This window comes from Kitasatospora sp. NPDC091207, assembly GCF_044768625.1.
Taxonomy (GTDB): Bacteria; Actinomycetota; Actinomycetes; order Streptomycetales; family Streptomycetaceae; genus Kitasatospora.
Genome location: NZ_JBIVVS010000022.1, coordinates 39,630 through 55,656 on the forward strand (window position 1 = coordinate 39,630; position 16,027 = coordinate 55,656).

At 74.1% G+C, this 16,027-nt stretch carries 13 protein-coding genes; 9 read left to right on the forward strand and 4 right to left on the reverse strand.

The features are described from left to right. Positions 1-10 precede the first annotated feature (10 nt). Positions 11-1,030 (reverse strand): TAXI family TRAP transporter solute-binding subunit, encoded by a 1,020-nt coding sequence (locus tag ACIQTO_RS29195; RefSeq protein ID WP_402394095.1) that lies wholly within the window; start codon positions 1,028-1,030, stop codon positions 11-13. 104 nt (positions 1,031-1,134) lie between these two features. Here ACIQTO_RS29195 and miaB point away from each other — a divergent pair, with 104 nt between their 5' ends. Then, entirely contained in the window at positions 1,135-2,631 is a 1,497-nt protein-coding gene (gene miaB / locus ACIQTO_RS29200) for a tRNA (N6-isopentenyl adenosine(37)-C2)-methylthiotransferase MiaB (RefSeq protein ID WP_402394097.1), read from the forward strand. Positions 2,632-2,727: 96 nt separating this feature from the next. Continuing rightward, complete coding sequence (locus tag ACIQTO_RS29205; protein ID WP_402394099.1) at positions 2,728-3,426, forward strand: class III extradiol dioxygenase subunit B-like domain-containing protein; 699 nt, start codon at positions 2,728-2,730, stop codon at positions 3,424-3,426. Positions 3,427-3,441: 15 nt separating this feature from the next. Here the strand turns inward: ACIQTO_RS29205 and ACIQTO_RS29210 are convergent, their stop codons facing one another. After that, positions 3,442-3,741 carry an antitoxin gene (locus tag ACIQTO_RS29210; RefSeq protein ID WP_402394101.1) on the reverse strand — a complete coding sequence of 100 codons (300 nt, stop codon included), beginning with the start codon at positions 3,739-3,741 and terminating at the stop codon, positions 3,442-3,444. 115 nt (positions 3,742-3,856) lie between these two features. Here ACIQTO_RS29210 and miaA point away from each other — a divergent pair, with 115 nt between their 5' ends. From miaA to hflX, 5 genes are all read left to right on the forward strand, one after another. Next, on the forward strand, positions 3,857-4,822 hold the full coding sequence (gene miaA, locus ACIQTO_RS29215; protein WP_402394103.1) for a tRNA (adenosine(37)-N6)-dimethylallyltransferase MiaA: 966 nt from the start codon (positions 3,857-3,859) through the stop codon (positions 4,820-4,822). A 230-nt stretch (positions 4,823-5,052) separates the two neighbouring features. Next, on the forward strand, positions 5,053-5,562 hold the full coding sequence (locus ACIQTO_RS29220; RefSeq protein ID WP_402394105.1) for a hypothetical protein: 510 nt from the start codon (positions 5,053-5,055) through the stop codon (positions 5,560-5,562). 106 nt (positions 5,563-5,668) lie between these two features. Next, on the forward strand, positions 5,669-6,577 hold the full coding sequence (gene dapF / locus ACIQTO_RS29225; protein ID WP_402394108.1) for a diaminopimelate epimerase: 909 nt from the start codon (positions 5,669-5,671) through the stop codon (positions 6,575-6,577). Between the two features lie 159 nt (positions 6,578-6,736). Further along, positions 6,737-9,040: a RelA/SpoT family protein gene (locus tag ACIQTO_RS29230; protein WP_402394111.1), complete on the forward strand. Its 2,304-nt coding sequence runs from the start codon at positions 6,737-6,739 to the stop codon at positions 9,038-9,040. Between the two features lie 150 nt (positions 9,041-9,190). Continuing rightward, positions 9,191-10,699 carry a GTPase HflX gene (gene hflX, locus ACIQTO_RS29235; protein WP_402394114.1) on the forward strand — a complete coding sequence of 503 codons (1,509 nt, stop codon included), beginning with the start codon at positions 9,191-9,193 and terminating at the stop codon, positions 10,697-10,699. Between the two features lie 100 nt (positions 10,700-10,799). Here the strand turns inward: hflX and ACIQTO_RS29240 are convergent, their stop codons facing one another. Together ACIQTO_RS29240 and ACIQTO_RS29245 are read right to left on the reverse strand one after the other, a co-directional pair. Then, the gene (locus ACIQTO_RS29240; RefSeq protein WP_402394117.1) at positions 10,800-11,945 is read right to left on the reverse strand and encodes a trypsin-like serine peptidase; all 1,146 of its coding nucleotides are present in this window, start codon (positions 11,943-11,945) and stop codon (positions 10,800-10,802) included. Between the two features lie 38 nt (positions 11,946-11,983). Next, positions 11,984-13,138 (reverse strand): trypsin-like serine peptidase, encoded by a 1,155-nt coding sequence (locus tag ACIQTO_RS29245; protein ID WP_402394119.1) that lies wholly within the window; start codon positions 13,136-13,138, stop codon positions 11,984-11,986. Positions 13,139-13,493: 355 nt separating this feature from the next. Between ACIQTO_RS29245 and ACIQTO_RS29250 the strand changes: the two genes are divergently transcribed. Together ACIQTO_RS29250 and ACIQTO_RS29255 are read left to right on the forward strand one after the other, a co-directional pair. Beyond that, a complete protein-coding gene (locus ACIQTO_RS29250; protein WP_402394122.1) occupies positions 13,494-15,371 on the forward strand; it encodes an IucA/IucC family protein in 1,878 nt (625 codons plus the stop codon). Next, a complete protein-coding gene (locus ACIQTO_RS29255; protein WP_402394124.1) occupies positions 15,368-15,970 on the forward strand; it encodes a GNAT family N-acetyltransferase in 603 nt (200 codons plus the stop codon). Before ACIQTO_RS29250 ends, ACIQTO_RS29255 begins: the two co-directional genes overlap by 4 nt. Positions 15,971-16,027 lie beyond the last annotated feature (57 nt).

Here is a 16,027-nt window from a genome sequence, read left to right on the forward strand (position 1 = left end):
CTTCACGGCCTCAGGGCTTGACCGAGCGGTAGTAGCGCATCGCGCCCTCGTGCAGCGGGAGCGGATCGGTGTAGACGGCGGTGCGCAGGTCGACCAGCTGGGCGGCGTGCACCTGGGAGCCGATCTGGTCGCGGCTGTCTATCACCGCCCGGGTCATGCCCTGGACCAGGTCGGTGTCCACGTCCTCCCGGGTGATCAGCAGGTTGGGCACGGCCACCGTGGCGACCGCGTCCTTGGGCACGGCGTTGGGGTAGGTGCCCTTCGGCATGGTGGCCGCCCGGTAGGCGTCGGTGCCGCCGCCCTCGATCTTGTGCACGGCCTCGGCGAGGTCGCCGAGCGGCACGATCCTGATCGCGACGTGGTCCGACAGGTCGGTCAGCGCGTTGGTCGGCAGCCCGCCGGACCAGAAGAAGGCGTCCAGCTTGCCGGCCCGCAGCTGGTCGGCGGCGTCGCCGACGCCCAGCATCACGGGCGTGATGTCGTGGTCCGGGTCGAGGCCGGCCGAGGAGAGCAGCCGCCGGGTCACCAGGTTCACCCCGGACAGCGACTGCCCGACGCCGACCCGCTTGCCCTTGAGGTCGGCGGTCCGGCGCACCGGCGAGGAGGCCGGGACGATCAGCTGGAGGTAGTCGTCGTAGAGCCGGGCGATGGCCCGCAGCCGGTCCTTGCCGGGGCCGGAGTACTCGGCGACGGCGTCGGCGGTGGCGATCGCGAAGTCGTCCTGGCCGCTGGTGACCCGGGCCAGGTTGTCGATCGAGCCCTGCGAGTTGTCCAGCCGCAGGCGCACCCCCGGCATCGCCTTGGCCACATGGGCCTCCAGCAGTTGCCCGTACCGGTCGTACACCCCGCGCTGGACCCCGGTGGCGAAGCCGGTCTCGCCGCGCGGGTAGCCGGACGTGCGGCCCGCCGAGAGCCACCAGCCGCCGAACCCGGCCAGCACCAGTACCAGGGCCAGCAGCGTCCGCCACAGCGGGCTGCGGGCGGCCGCGCGGAGGGCGGTGCCGGGTCGGGGAGCGGGGGAGGGGGCCATGCAGGGATAGTGCCAGGCGCGGGCGGCGAACGGGAGGGGCGGCCGTCGCGGACCGGTCACCCCGGCGGGGAAAAGCCTTTCGCGGGTGCCCGTACCCTGGTCGGGTGAGCGGTGAGAGCGGATTGAAGAGCTACAAGGTCGTCACGTACGGCTGCCAGATGAACGTCCACGACTCCGAGCGGCTGTCCGGGCTGCTGGAGGACGCCGGGTACGTGAAGGCGGGGCAGGACGGCGACCCGGACCTGGTCGTGTTCAACACCTGCGCGGTGCGCGAGAACGCCGACAACAAGCTGTACGGCAACCTCGGGCAGCTGGCGCCGGTGAAGAGCCGCCACCAGGGCATGCAGATCGCCGTCGGCGGCTGCCTGGCCCAGAAGGACCGCGACACCATCGTCCGGAAGGCCCCCTGGGTCGACGTGGTGTTCGGCACCCACAACATCGGGCACCTGCCCGCGCTGCTGGAGCGGGCCGCGGTCGAGCGCAAGGCCCAGGTCGAGATCCTGGAGTCGCTGGAGACCTTCCCGTCCACGCTGCCCACCCGCCGCGAGTCCGCGTACGCCGCGTGGGTGGCCATCTCGGTCGGCTGCAACAACACCTGCACCTTCTGCATCGTGCCCGCGCTGCGCGGCAAGGAGGAGGACCGTCGCCCCGGTGACGTCCTCGCCGAGATCGAGGCGCTGGTCGACGAGGGCGTCATCGAGGTCACCCTGCTGGGCCAGAACGTCAACGCCTACGGCTCCGACCTGGGCGACCGCGAGGCCTTCTCCAAGCTGCTGCGCGCCGCCGGGCAGATCGAGGGCCTGGAGCGGATCCGCTTCACCTCGCCGCACCCGCGCGACTTCACCGACGACGTGATCGCCGCGATGGCCGAGACCCCGAACGTGATGCACCAGCTGCACATGCCGCTGCAGTCCGGCTCGGACACCGTGCTCAAGGCGATGCGCCGCTCGTACCGGCAGGAGCGCTTCCTCGGGATCATCCGCAAGGTGCGCGAGGCGATGCCGGACGCGGCCATCTCCACCGACATCATCGTGGGCTTCCCCGGCGAGACCGAGGAGGACTTCGAGCAGACCATGCACACCGTGCGCGAGGCCCGCTTCACCAACGCCTTCACCTTCCAGTACTCCAAGCGCCCCGGCACCCCGGCCGCCGAGATGGCGGACCAGGTGCCGAAGGCCGTCGTGCAGGCCCGCTACGACCGGCTGATCGCGCTCCAGGAGGAGATCTCCTGGGAGGAGAACAAGAAGCAGGTCGGACGCACCCTGGAGATCCTGGTCGCCAAGGGCGAGGGCAAGAAGGACGACCGGACCGACCGGCTCTCCGGCCGCGCCCCCGACAACCGGCTGGTGCACTTCACCCGGCCCACCGAGCCGGTGCGCCCGGGCGACATGGTGACCGTCGAGATCACCTACGCCGCCCCGCACCACCTGCTGGCCGAGGGCCCGACCCTCGCGGTGCGCCGCACCCGGGCCGGCGACGCCTGGGAGAAGCGCGAGGCGGCCCCGGCCGCCAAGCCGGCCGGCGTGATGCTCGGCCTGCCGACCGTCGGCGCCCCGGCGCCGGTGGCCGCCCCCGCGGCGGGCGGCTGCTGCGGCGACTGACCGTCGCCCGCCCGGCGGCCCGGCGGGATCTCGGATCCCGCCGGGCCGCTTTCGTCCGCCGCCGAACCGCTCTCCTTCTTCGTTAGAGTGATCCACATGCTGGTTGCCGCCGCCGTCTGCCCCTGCCCGCCGCTGCTCGTCCCGGAGGTCGCCGCCGGCGCGGCCGCCGAGCTGGAGCCGCTGCGCGCGGCCTGCGACGAGGCGCTCGCCGCGTTGCTCGCGGCCGCGCCGGAGCTGGTCGTGGTGGTCGGTACCGGGGCCGAGCCCGAGGTGTGGACCGAGGGCGGCGCGGGTTCGTTCCACCGGTACGGCGTGCCCCTGGTGGCGAAGCTGCCGTCCGGCCGGATCGAGGGGCCGGAGCTGTCCCCCGCGCTGACCGTCGGGGCCTGGCTGCTGGAGCGGGCCGGGGCGACCCTGCCGACGCACGCCTGCGCGGTGCCCGCCGACGCGCCCGCCGACCGGATGCTCGGGCTGGGCCAGGGCCTGGCCGGGCTGGCCGACCGGGTCGGGCTGCTGGTGATGGGCGACGGCAGCGCCTGCCGCTCGGTGAAGGCGCCGGGCTATCTGGACGAGCGGGCCGAGGGCTTCGACGCGATGATCGCGGACGCGCTGGCCTCGGCGGACGTGGCGACGCTGGCCGCCGTGGACCAGGGGCTGGCCGGGGAGCTGCTGGCCGAGGGCCGCGCCCCCTGGCAGGTGCTGGCCGGCGCCGCCGAGGGCGCCGGCCTCACCGCGCGGCTGGGCTACCGGGACGCGCCGTACGGGGTCGGGTACGTCGTCGCCTCCTGGAGCTGACGCCCGGAGCCGGGTTCAGGGGGTCGGGCCCCTGCCGGCGCCGCCGGTGCCGGGCTCGCCGGGCTTGTGGGCGAAGTCGTCCACCGCGCCCTTGGCCTTGCTGGCACCGTGCTCGATCTTCTCGCTGTACTTGCCCTTGGTCGCCTTGTCGATCGCGCCGCCGGCCTTGTCCACCACATTCTCGATCTGCCCGCTGTGCTTGCCGGCCAGTTCGCTCGCCTTCCCCTTGAGCTCCTCGGCCTTGCCCTTGAGGTTGTCCATCAGACCCATGGTGGTGTCACCGTTCCTCTCCGTTTCCTGCTCAACGTCCGTCACGGCCGAACCGTTCGCGGTCCGGCGAAACCATCCGCAATCGCTCATATCGTCGCCCCCGGGGGCCGGGCGGACGGGGAGGTCACCGGCGCGGCGAGGGTTTTGCGAGACTGGTCCGGTGAGCACCTCCCGTACCGTCCAGCCCCACGCCGCCCAGCCCCGTGTCGTCTCCGTGGTGGGCGCGACCGCCGCCGGCAAGTCCGACCTGGCCGTCGCCCTCGCCCGTACGCTGGGCGGCGAAGTGATCAACACCGACTCGATGCAGCTCTACCGGGGCATGGACATCGGCACCGCCAAGCTCACCCCGGAGGAGCGCGGGGGCGTCCCGCACCACCTGCTGGACATCTGGGACGTCACCGAGGCGGCCAGCGTCGCCGAGTACCAGCGGCTGGCCCGGGCCGAGATCGACCGGCTGCTCGCGGCCGGCCGCACCCCGGTCCTGGTCGGGGGCTCCGGGCTGTACGTCCGGGCGGCGATCGACGAGATGGAGTTCCCGGGCACCGACCCGGAGGTCCGGGCCCGCTTGGAGGCCGAGCTGGCACTGAGCGGCCCGTACGCGCTGCACCGGCGGCTGGCGGAGCTGGACCCGGCCGCCGCCGAGGCCATCCTGACCAGTAACGGCCGGCGGATCGTCCGGGCGCTGGAGGTCATCGAGATCACCGGGCAGCCGTTCACCGCCAACCTGCCGAGCAACACCGCCGTCTACGAGGCGGTCCAGATCGGCGTCGCGGTGCCCCGGCCCGAGCTGGACGAGCGGATCACCCTGCGGGTCGACCGGATGTGGCGGGCCGGACTCCCGGACGAGGTGCGGGAGCTGGAGAAGCTCGGCCTGCGCGAGGGCCGGACGGCCTCCCGGGCGCTCGGCTACCAGCAGGTGCTGGACCACTTCGCCGGTCTGTGCACCGAGGACGAGGCCCGGGCCGAGACGGTCCGGGCGACCAAGCGGTTCGCCCGCCGCCAGGAGTCCTGGTTCCGGCGCGACGACCGGATCCACTGGCTCTCCCGGCCGGCCGGTGCCGACCCCGCCGAGCTGCTCTCCCGCTCGCTTGAACTGATCGACCGTCAGGAATCGGACGGGTCGTAGACGGTATCCGGCCAATCCGGCGGTGCACCTGCGCGCGCAGGTGGGCGTGCAGGACGAACCGGCGGTTACAGCCGGATCACGTGATGGCCACGGATCACCCGACGGCCCCGGTCAGGCCCGGAACGCTCCCCTGGACATGCCATCATCGATGCCATGAGGGTCGGCCCGGGCGGGTCGACCGTTGCCCGGCCGCGAGTCCGAACTCGTGTCGAACTGTCAGGGGAGGCCGCGTGTCGACGGGTACCGGCCCCGAAACCGGCCAGAGCGGGAGCACCACCGCCCAGGCCGACGACCCCGACGTCCCGGCCCTGCCGGACCTGCCCGTGCTGCCCGGCCTCGACGGTCCCACCTCCTACGCGCTCGCGCTGCCCGCGCTGGACACCAGCGCCCCGGCCGGCGCGGTGCACGAGCGGGAGATCCGGCCGCGCCGCCGGCTGCGCTGGTGGCAGACCCTGCCGATCGCGCTGCTGGCCACCGCCGGCTCGCTGATGTTCGCCTTCCCGCTCGCCTTCGCCTCGGCCGGGCCCGGCTCCGCGATGGTCGGCATGCTCGGCCTGCTGCTCACCGCGGCCTCGGTCGGCTGGGGCGCGATGGCCGCCCGGCACGCCGGCTACAAGTGGCCGGGCCTGCCGCGCCGGGGCTCCGGCCGGCGGGCCGGGTGGAAGGCGATCGTGATCTACACCGTGGTCGCGCTGGTCGCCTGCGCGCTGGCGCTGTGGCGGGTCGTCCACCTGCGCTGACGGTGCGGCGTCGGCTGCCCGGCGGCGTCGCCGCCCGGTCGGCGGGCGCGGTCCGCCTGCTGGTCCGCGGTGCTGCCGGGCGGGCCCGCTCAGTATCATCGGAAGGGTGAGCGACTCCTCCGTGACCCCCGCCGGCCTGCCCTTCCTGAAGGGGCACGGCACCCAGAACGACTTCGTCATCGTGCCCGACCCGGACGGCCTGCTGACGATCGGCCCCGAGGCCGTCGCCGCGCTCTGCGACCGCCGGGCCGGCATCGGCGGCGACGGGCTGCTGCGGGTGGTGCGTTCGGCCGCCGACCCGGTCGCGGCCGACCAGGCGGACCGGGCCGAGTGGTTCATGGACTACCGCAACTCCGACGGCTCGATCGGCGAGATGTGCGGCAACGGCGTCCGGGTCTTCGCCCGCTACCTGGTCGAGGCCGGGCTGGCCGGGTCGGGTGAGCTGGCGGTGGCCACCCGGGCCGGGGTGCGGCGGGTGCGGGTGGGCGAGGACGCCGAGGACGGCACGCCCGGTGCGGTGACCGTGGACATGGGGCGCGCGGTGCTGCCCGGTCCGGACGGGATCGAGGTGGCGGTCGGCGAACGGCGGTGGCCGGCCCGGAACGTGAACATGGGCAACCCGCACGCGGTGGCCTTCGTGGACAGCCTCGACCAGGCCGGCGACCTGCTGAGCGCGCCGCTCACCAGCCCCGCGGGCGTCTACCCGCAGGGCGTCAACGTCGAGTTCGTGGTGGACCGGGGGCCGCGGCACGTCGCGATGCGGGTGCACGAGCGCGGCTCGGGCGAGACCCGCTCCTGCGGCACCGGTGCCTGCGCGGTCGCGGTGGCCGCCGCCCGCCGGGACGGCGTCGACCCGGCCGTCACCGGCGAGCCCGTCACCTACACCGTGGACGTGCTGGGGGGCCGGCTGATGATCACCGAGTATCCGGACGGCCGGGTGGAGAAGACCGGTCCGGCGGTCATCGTGGCCCGCGGCGAGCTCGACCCGCAGTGGCTCGTCACCGCCCATCGGTAACAGGCGCGGCCGGTTTGCCCATTTCGTGCGGCGGTGAATCCCCCCGTTCGGGTGATCCCGATGACGGACGGGGAGCAGGGCGTCGCGGAACGTGCTCTGCTCGGTAGCATGGACCACCGGGTCGGCCAATGCTCCCGGTGACCGCTGCCGGAGGTGCCGATGACCATCGAAGCCGGGCAGCCCCTGGTGGGGCAGCCGACGTCCGCACGGCAGGCCGGGCCCAAGCGGCCCCTGGGAGGCCTCGGCCGGGCCGCACTCGGCCGGGCCGGGCGGGCCGCCCTGCTGGCCACCGGCCGCACGCCGGTGCCGGACGCGCTCGAACCGCTGGTGCAGGCCCACCGCCGGCACCATCCGCAGGCCGACCTCGGCCTGCTCGGCCGGGCCTACCGGCTCGCCGAGGCGAGCCACCGCGGGCAGAAGCGCAAGAGCGGCGAGCCGTACATCACCCACCCGCTGGCCGTCACCATGATCCTGGCCCAACTCGGCGCGGGGACGACCACGTTGGTCGCCTCGATCCTTCACGACACCGTGGAGGACACCGAATTGACGCTGGAGCAGGTGGGTGCCGGGTTCGGGCCCGAAGTCGCCTACCTGGTCGACGGGGTGACGAAGCTGGAGAAGGTCGACTTCGGCGCGGCGGCCGAGGCGGAGACCTTCCGCAAGATGCTGGTCGCCACCGGGGACGACGTCCGGGTGATGGTCATCAAGCTCGCGGACCGGCTGCACAACATGCGCACCATCCGGCACATGAAGCCGGCCAGCCGGATCCGGATCGCCAAGGTCACCCGGGACGTGCTGATCCCGCTGGCCGAGCGGCTGGGCATCCAGGTGCTCAAGGCGGAGCTGGAGGACATCGTCTTCGCCACCCTGCACCCGGAGGAGTACGTCCGGACCAGGGCGCTGCTGGCCGGCCGCGAGGACCGTCCGGACGCCCTGCTCGCCCCGTTCGCCCGGGCGCTGGCCCGCCAGCTCGCCGAGGCCGGGGTGGCCGCCGAGGTCACCGTCCGGCCGCGGCACTGCGTCTCGCTGCACCGGGTCCTGCTCAAGCGGGACGCCGCCGCCGGCCCGGACGGGCGGCCGCAGGGGCCCCAGCCCGCCGACTTCGGCCGGCTGCTCGTGGTGGTGGAGGAGAACGCGGACTGCTACGCCGTGCTCGGCGAACTGCACACCTGCTGGACGCCGCTGCCGGGCGAGTTCAAGGACTTCGTGGCCGCCCCCAAGTTCAACCTCTACCAGTCGCTGCACACCGCGGTCGCGCTGGAGGGCGGCGAGGTGGTCGAGGTGCTGGTGCGCACCCGGCGGATGCACGAGGTGGCGGAGACCGGGGTGGTGGCACTGGGCGATCCCCGCCAGCCCGGCACCGACCAGGGGAGGGACGAGCTGGACGGCACCGACCCGGCCCGGCCCGGCTGGCTCAGCCGGCTGCTGGAGTGGCAGCAGGAGACGCCCGATCCGGACGCCTTCTGGTCCGCGCTGACCGCCGACCTCGCCGGGGACCGGGAGATCACCGTCGTCACCGAGGGTGGCGAAACGCTTCAGCTGCGGGCCGGTGCCAGCTGCGTCGACGCGGCCTACCTGCTCGGAGAGGAGACCGGCCACCGATGTATCGGCGCCCGGGTCAACGGCCGGCTGATCGCGCTGTCCACCGTCCTCCAGGACGGCGACCGGCTGGCCATCCTCACCGAGCAGGGGGACCCGGCCGCCCGCCCGTCCGGCCCGGCGCCCGAGTGGCTGGCGCACGCCCGTACCCCGGCCGCCCGGCTGGCCATCGAGCGGTGGCTGGCGGACCACCCGCCGCGCGTCCCGGTGGTCCGCACCGGGCCCTCGGCCGGCCAGCCGGTGCCGCCCGCGCACCGGACCGCCGAGCGCGGCGCGGCCCCGGTCGCGGTGGTCGGCCGGCCCGGCGCGCCGGTCCGGCTGGCCCGCTGCTGCACCCCGGTGCCGCCGGACGAGGTCAGCGGCTTCGCGATCCGCGGCGGCGCGGTCGCGGTGCACCGCACCGGCTGCCCGGCGGGGGAGCGGATGCGGGCGGACGGGCGGGGCACGCCGGAGATCCACTGGCAGCCCGGCGGCGCGCCGCCGTCCGGCTACCGGGCCACCCTGCGGGCCGAGGCGCTCAACCGGCCCCGGCTGCTGGCGGACCTCACCGCGGCGATCTCGGGGGAGGGCGTCGGGATCGTCTCGGCCGAGGTGGAGCCGCCGCAGGAGCTGCGGGTCCGGCACACCTACACCGTCGAGCTGCCCGAGCCGGGCGCGCTGCCCGCCGTGCTGCGGGCGATGCTGCGGGTCTCCGGGGTGTACGACGTGAGCCGGCCGCACGCCCCGGCCGGCGGCGGCGCCCGCACCCCGGCCGCGCGGCCCGGCGCGGCGCCCGCGCCGGGAAATGGGGATGACCGGTCCGCATCCGGCGTGCGACCATCATGGGGAATTCACGGCCGGTCCGCGGCGTTCACTGGACACTGAACACCAGAGTCCCAGTGGGCTCCGTTGCCCTGCGGGGTAGCTCACCACTCGCCCGAGCGGTAGACGGGGCGGCAGCTGGGCAGACTCCGGGTGTGACCGTTCCGGCGGTCGCGCCCACAGGCCGTCCCACTCCTGCAGCCAAAGGACAGAATGACCTCCACGTCCGACACCCGCGACCACGCCGACGCCCAGCGCCGCTTCGACGGTCTGCGGGCGGAAGCCCTCATGGACGAGGACCTCGCGGCCATCGACGAGGACCTCGACCACCACTACGACGGAGACCAGTACGACCGCAGCGAGCGAGCCGCCCTGCGCCGTGTCGCCGGCCTCTCCACCGAACTTCAGGACGTCACCGAGGTCGAGTACCGCCAGCTCCGTCTGGAGCGCGTGGTGCTCGTCGGGGTCTGGACCGACGGCACCGTCGAGGAGGCGGAGAACTCGCTGGCCGAGCTCGCCGCGCTCGCCGAGACCGCCGGCTCCGAAGTCCTGGACGGCGTCATCCAGCGCCGGGACAAGCCCGACGCGGCCACCTACATCGGCTCCGGCAAGGCCAAGCAGCTGCGCGACATCGTCGCGGCGACCGGCGCCGACACCGTGGTCTGTGACGGTGAGCTCACCCCGGGCCAGCTGATCCACCTGGAAGACGTGGTCAAGGTCAAGGTCGTCGACCGGACGGCCCTGATCCTGGACATCTTCGCCCAGCACGCCAAGTCCCGGGAGGGCAAGGCGCAGGTCTCGCTCGCGCAGATGCAGTACATGCTGCCGCGGCTGCGGGGCTGGGGTCAGTCGCTCTCCCGCCAGATGGGTGGTGGCGGCTCCGGCTCGTCCGGCGGCGGTATGGCCACCCGTGGCCCCGGTGAGACGAAGATCGAGACCGACCGGCGCCGGATCCGCGAGAAGATGGCGAAGCTCCGCCGGGAGATCGCCGACATGAAGAAGGGCCGCGACACCAAGCGCCAGGAGCGAAAGCGCCACCAGGTGCCGTCCGTGGCCATCGCCGGCTACACCAACGCGGGCAAGTCCTCGCTGCTCAACCGGCTCACCGGCGCGGGCGTGCTGGTGGAGAACTCGCTGTTCGCCACCCTCGACCCGACGGTGCGCCGGGCGCAGACCCCGAGCGGCCGGCTCTACACCCTGGCCGACACGGTCGGCTTCGTCCGGCACCTGCCGCACCACCTGGTCGAGGCGTTCCGCTCGACCATGGAGGAGGTCGCCGACGCGGACCTCATCCTGCACGTGGTGGACGGCTCGCACCCCGAGCCGGAGACGCAGCTGGCCGCCGTCCGCGAGGTGATCGTCTCGGTCGAGGCACAGAACGTGCCGGAGATCGTGGTGATCAACAAGGCCGACGCCGCCGACCCGCTGGTGCTGCAGCGCCTGCTGCGCCGCGAGCCGCACGCCATCGTGGTGTCGGCCCGCAGCGGCCAGGGCATCGAGGAGCTGCTCAAGCTCATCGACGACGAGCTGCCGCGCCCGGCGATCGAGGTGCACGTGCTGGTCCCGTACACCCAGGGCGGTCTGGTCTCCCGGGTGCACGCCGAGGGCGAGCTGATGTCCACCGAGCACACCGCCGAGGGCACTCTGCTGCACGCCAAGGTGCCGGCCGAGCTGGCCGCCGAGCTGGAGCGCTACGCGGTGGCGCTGAGCGCGCGGAGCTGAGACCGGTGGCCGACGGGCCCCGGGCCTCCCCCCGCGGGGGGAGGCCCGGGGCCCGTCGTCGTCGCGGGTGGCCGGCCGGGCGACGTTCCCCGGCGGCCGGCTACTTGGCGTTCTTGGAGAAGTAGTCGAAGGCCTGCTTGGCCTGGTCCTGGAGCGAGGGGCCGGCCATGTACTCGGACGGGTTGCGGTTGCCGATCGAGTTGACGCTGATCAGGTTCGGCTTGCCGTCCTTGGTGATGAACCAGCCGCCGCCGCTGGACCCGCCGGTCATGGTGCAGCCGATCACGTACATCGGCGGGCGGGCCGGGTCGAAGGAGAGCCTGACCGGGCGCAGGGCGGAGTCGCAGTGGTTGAGCTCCATGCCGTCGAACGGCCGCTCGGCGGGGTAGCCGTAGGCGAAGGCCGAGGTGATCTGGTCCCGCGGGGCGTTGAACCAGATCGGGACGGAGCTGCCGACCGTCTCCTCCAGCGACTTGCCGGAGCCGTTCTCGTTGCGGACCCGGATGATCCCGTAGTCGAACTGGGAGTTGGGGCCGACACCGGTCTCCTTCACCCAGGTCGGCGAGACCAGGGCGCGCACCGCCGTCCACCGCCCGTACGGGGAGACCTGCTGCTCGGTGTACTGCTTGCCCCGGCCGGCCTGGCCGTCGCGGTTGTAGCCGGGGACGAAGACGATGTTCTTCAGCCAGCTGCCGCCCTTGCCGTCGTGCAGGCAGTGCGCGGCGGTGTAGACGAGGTTGCTCCGGCCCGGGTTGGCGGGGTCGGAGACCACGGTGCCCGAGCACATCGAATCGCCCTCGGGCGTGGACATGAAGATCTTGCCGACCACGGCGGTGGCCGGGGTGTACGGGTGCTGCTGCGGCTTGGCCGCGATGGCCGCCGGCGGGTCGTCCCGCTGGACCGTGCTGCCCGCCGTCTTGTGCGAGTACTCCGGGGTGGCCCGGCCCTTGGCGTTCTCCATCTTGGCGATCGACCAGAAACCCTGGACGACCTCGTTGACGAACGCGTTGTCGCCGAGGAACCGCGCCCAGTCGTCGAGCTTCCAGTCGGCGAGGTCCTGCAGGCCGCCGGGCAGCCCGGCACCGGGCCGGCCGGACGCGGGGGCGGCGGTCGTGGCGGTGGCGGCCGGGGTGGACGCGGCGTCGGTGCTGCCCGAGGTGTCCGGTCCGCAGGCGGTCGCGGTGAGGGCGAGCGCGGCGAGTACGGCGGCGGTGGCCGTCGCGGCCCGGCGCCTGGTCTGCTGCATGGTGATCGGTCCCCGTGTGGTCGTCGGCGCGGTGTCGGCTACTTCTGCTTCCTGGAGATGTAGTCCAGGGCCTGCTTGGCGACCGTTTCCAGGTACGGGCCGCTCAGCGAGGTGTGGTCCTGCGTGCCGATGGACGTGTTGCTGACCAGGGCGGGCCGGCCGTCCGGCATCGGCGCGAACCAGCCGCCGCCGCTGGAGCCCTGGGTCATGGTGCAGCCGATGGTGAGCATCGCCGGGCGCTTCGGGTCGAACGAGAGCCGGGTGGGCCTCCCGCCCTCGCACTTGTACAACTCCTGCCCGTCGAAGGGCTTGTAGAGCGGGTAGCCCCAGGCCGCGGCGGAGATCTGGTCGCGCGGGGCGTCGAACCAGACCGGGACGGCTCCGCCGACCGTCTCCTCCAGTGACTTGCCGGTGTCGTTCTGGTTCTGCACCCGCATGACGGCGAAGTCGTACTGGCTGGCGGCGTCACCGGTGCCGCCGCCCTCGACCGTCCACTGCGGCGAGGTCACCACGTCCTTGGCCCACCAGGTGCCCAGCGGCGCCAGGTCCGCGAGCGGGGCCTTCTTGCCGCCGCTGGAGGCACCGGAGTTGTTGTACGCGGGGACGAAGACGAGGTCCTTGTAGAAGGCCCCGCCCTTGCCCGGGTGCACGCAGTGTCCGGCCGTCCAGACCAGGTTGCTCCTGCCGGGGTGCGCCGGGTCGGCGACCACCGTGGCCGAGCAGTTGCCGCGGCCGCCGTCGGCGCTGAAGAACACCTTGCCGGACGGCTGCTTGGTGTACGGGCGGGCGACCGGAGTGGCCTTGACCGCTGCCGGCTCGGGATCGGTGACCCCGGCGTCACCGGTCGGCTTCGCGGTGGGCGGGGCCGGGTCGGCCGGCTTGGAGTCGCCCATCTTGTCCGGGTTCCAGAAGTCCTTGACCACCGGGTTGTTGAAGACGTGCTTGGAGGCCCAGTTGTCCCAGTCCTCGTACTTCCACTTCTTCAGGTCGTCCCAGCTCTTCGGCAGGCCCTCCAGCAGACTGGTCGGGATGCCCGTGGGCAGGGTGAGGCCGCCGATCACGCCACCGCCCCCGGCGGTGGCCGTGGTGCTCGCCGAGGCCGGCGGCGGTGCGGCGGTGCCCCCGCCGGCGGGGCCGTCCGGCCCGCAGGCGGTCACGGCGAGCAGTGTTCCGGCGGCAAGGGCCGCGGCCATGGCTGACCGGTGGATCGATGGCATGGTGTTCGCTTCCCCCTGATGGTCCTGTGCGGCGGCGGCCGGCCGCCTTGGAGTCTCCCACTGGCCATCAGGACGGCACCGGCCGACCCCCGGGTTGCGACGCCGGCCGGAGGTCATCGATCTGTGACGTACGCGCGGCTGTCTCGTTGGCACGGCAGGTTCTCCCTCCTGAGTGTTGAACTATCACCGCTCTTCACCCGGACGAGTGAGCGTCCCTTGTGATCACCCGTCAGGGATAGGTAACCCTTACCTGACGCGACGGTGCGAGCGCCCGCCACACCCTCTCCACCACCAGCGCGCGTCCGCACCTCACGCGCCCCAAGGAGCAGCCTTGAGCACCGCCCTCACCGGAGCCCCGCCCGAAGCCCCGACGCGCCATCCCGCCCCGGCGCCGGCCGTACCCGCCCCCGCCCCCGCCGTACCCGCCCCCGCTCAGCCCACCCCGGCCCGGCCGGTCGCGGCCCGCCCGGCGCAGCCCGACCCGCTGCTCCACCCGGACCCGGCCGTCGCGGCCGAACAGGCCGGCCTGGAGGCCCTGTTGCGCTGCTGGGCGCGGGAGACCGGTGCCGTGCCCGGGGCGGACGGGCGGCTGCGGATCGCCGTCCTCGGCGGCGCCGCCCGACTGCTGGCCCCGGTCCGTTACTGGTCACCGGCCGGCTGGCACCGCTTCGGCCCGGCGGCCCTGGCGGTCGGCGAGGGCACCGCCGCCACCCCGGTGGACGCCGTCACCGCCGCCGCCCTGCTCGCCGCCGCGGCCGCCAGCCGGCCCGACCCCGGCCAGGTCGCCGACCTCGCCGCCCGGGTCGCCGACTCGGTGGTCCGCACCGCCGACATCCTGGCCCACCGTCGCACCGCCGCCGCCCCCGGCGGGCCGGAGGGCTCGCAGTTCCTCGCCGCCGAACAGTCCCTGCTGCTCGGCCACCCGCTGCACCCCACCCCCAAGAGCCGTGACGGCCTCGGGCCCGCGCAGAGCGCCGCGTACTCGCCGGAACTCCACGGCTCCTTCCGGCTCCACTGGTACGCCGTCGACCGCGACCTGCTCGCGGCCGGCTCGGCCCTGACCGAGAGCGCCGACCGGATCACCGCCCAACTCCTCGGCGACCGCGACCTGCTGCCGCCCGGTACGGCCGCCCTGCCGCTGCACCCCTGGCAGGCCCGCGAGCTCGCGCTGCGTCCGGCCGTCGCCGAACTGCTCGCCGACGGGCGGCTGCGCGACCTCGGCCCGGCCGGCGAGCCCTGGTACCCGACGTCCTCGGTGCGCACCGTCTACCGGCCCGGCACCCCCTGGATGCTGAAGCTCTCGCTCGGCCTGCGGATCACCAACTCCCGCCGGGAGAACCTCCGCAAGGAGCTCCACCGGGGCCTGGAGATGCACCGTCTGCTGGAGAGCGGCCTGGCGGCCGAGTGGCGGGCCGCCCACCCCGGCTTCGACATCGTCCGCGATCCGGCCTGGATCGGCCTCGACCACCCCGCGCTCGGCGACCCGGGCGGGCTGGACACCGTGTTGCGGGCCCAGCCCTTCGCCCCGGGCGACCGCGCCCTCTGCGTGGCCGGGCTGGTCGCCGAACAGCCGCTGGGCACCGGCGACACCGTGCCGTCGCGACTCGGCGACACCCTGCGCGCGCTCGCCGCGCGCTGCGGGCGCCCGCTGCCCACGGTGGCCGCCGAATGGTTCCTGCGCTATCTGGACGCCGTCGTCCTGCCCGTCCTCTGGCTGGACGGACAGGCCGGCATCGCCCTGGAGGCGCACCAGCAGAACAGCCTCGTCCTGCTCGACGCCGACGGCTGGCCGCAGGGCGGCCGCTACCGCGACAACCAGGGCTTCTACTACCGGCAGAGCGCCGCCGACCGCCTCACCGCCCGGCTGCCCGGACTCGGCGCCCGCAGTGACACCTTCCTCGCCGACGAGGTGATCGACCACCACTTCGCCTACTACCTCGGCATCAACCACGTCCTCGGCCTGATCGGCGCCTTCGGCTCGCAGCGGCTGGCCGACGAGTCGGTGTTGCTGGCCGCCCTGCGCGGGTTCCTGTCCGGACCGCGCGCCGCGGCCACCGGCTCCGCGCTGCCCGCGCTCCTGCTGGACGCCGCCACGCTGCCCTGCAAGGCCAACCTGCTCACCCGGATCAACGGCCTGGACGAACTGGTCGGGCCGGTGGCCACGCAGTCCGTCTACGTCGACATCCCCAACCCGGTGGCCGGCGCGTGACCTCCCCCGGGAGCGGCTCCGACGGCGGCCCCGACGGCGGCCCCGGCTGGGGGGCGATGCCCACCGGCGCCGGTGAGTTCCGGCTCCGCCCGGTCCGGCTGCCCGCCGACCTGGAGCTGCTCGCCGGGTGGATGAACGACCCCGAGACCGCCGCCTTCTGGGAGCTCGCCGGGCCGCCGGCCGTCACCGAACGGCATGTGCGCGCCCAACTCGACGGTGACGGCCGCAGCCTGCCCTGCCTGGGGCTGCTCGACGGCACCCCGATGAGCTACTGGGAGATCTACCGCGCCGACCTCGACCCGCTCGCCGCGCACTACCCCGCCCGGCCGCACGACACCGGACTCCACCTGCTGCTCGGCCCCGCCGACAGCCGGGGGCGGGGTCTGGGCGCCACCCTGCTCGCCGCGCTGGCCGGCCGCGTCCTGCGGGCGCGGCCGCGCTGCGAGCGGGTGGTCGCCGAACCCGATGTCCGGAACCTGCGCTCGGTCCGGGCCTTCGAGCGGGCCGGCTTCACCCGGGCCGCCGAACTCGACCTGCCGGACAAGCGCGCGGCGCTGATGGTCCGCGACCGCGAACCGTGGCCGGCGCCTGCCGGCTGACCGAGCCCCTCCAGCGGACCACCGAGCCGCCCGACCCGCCCGACCCGCCCGAGCCGT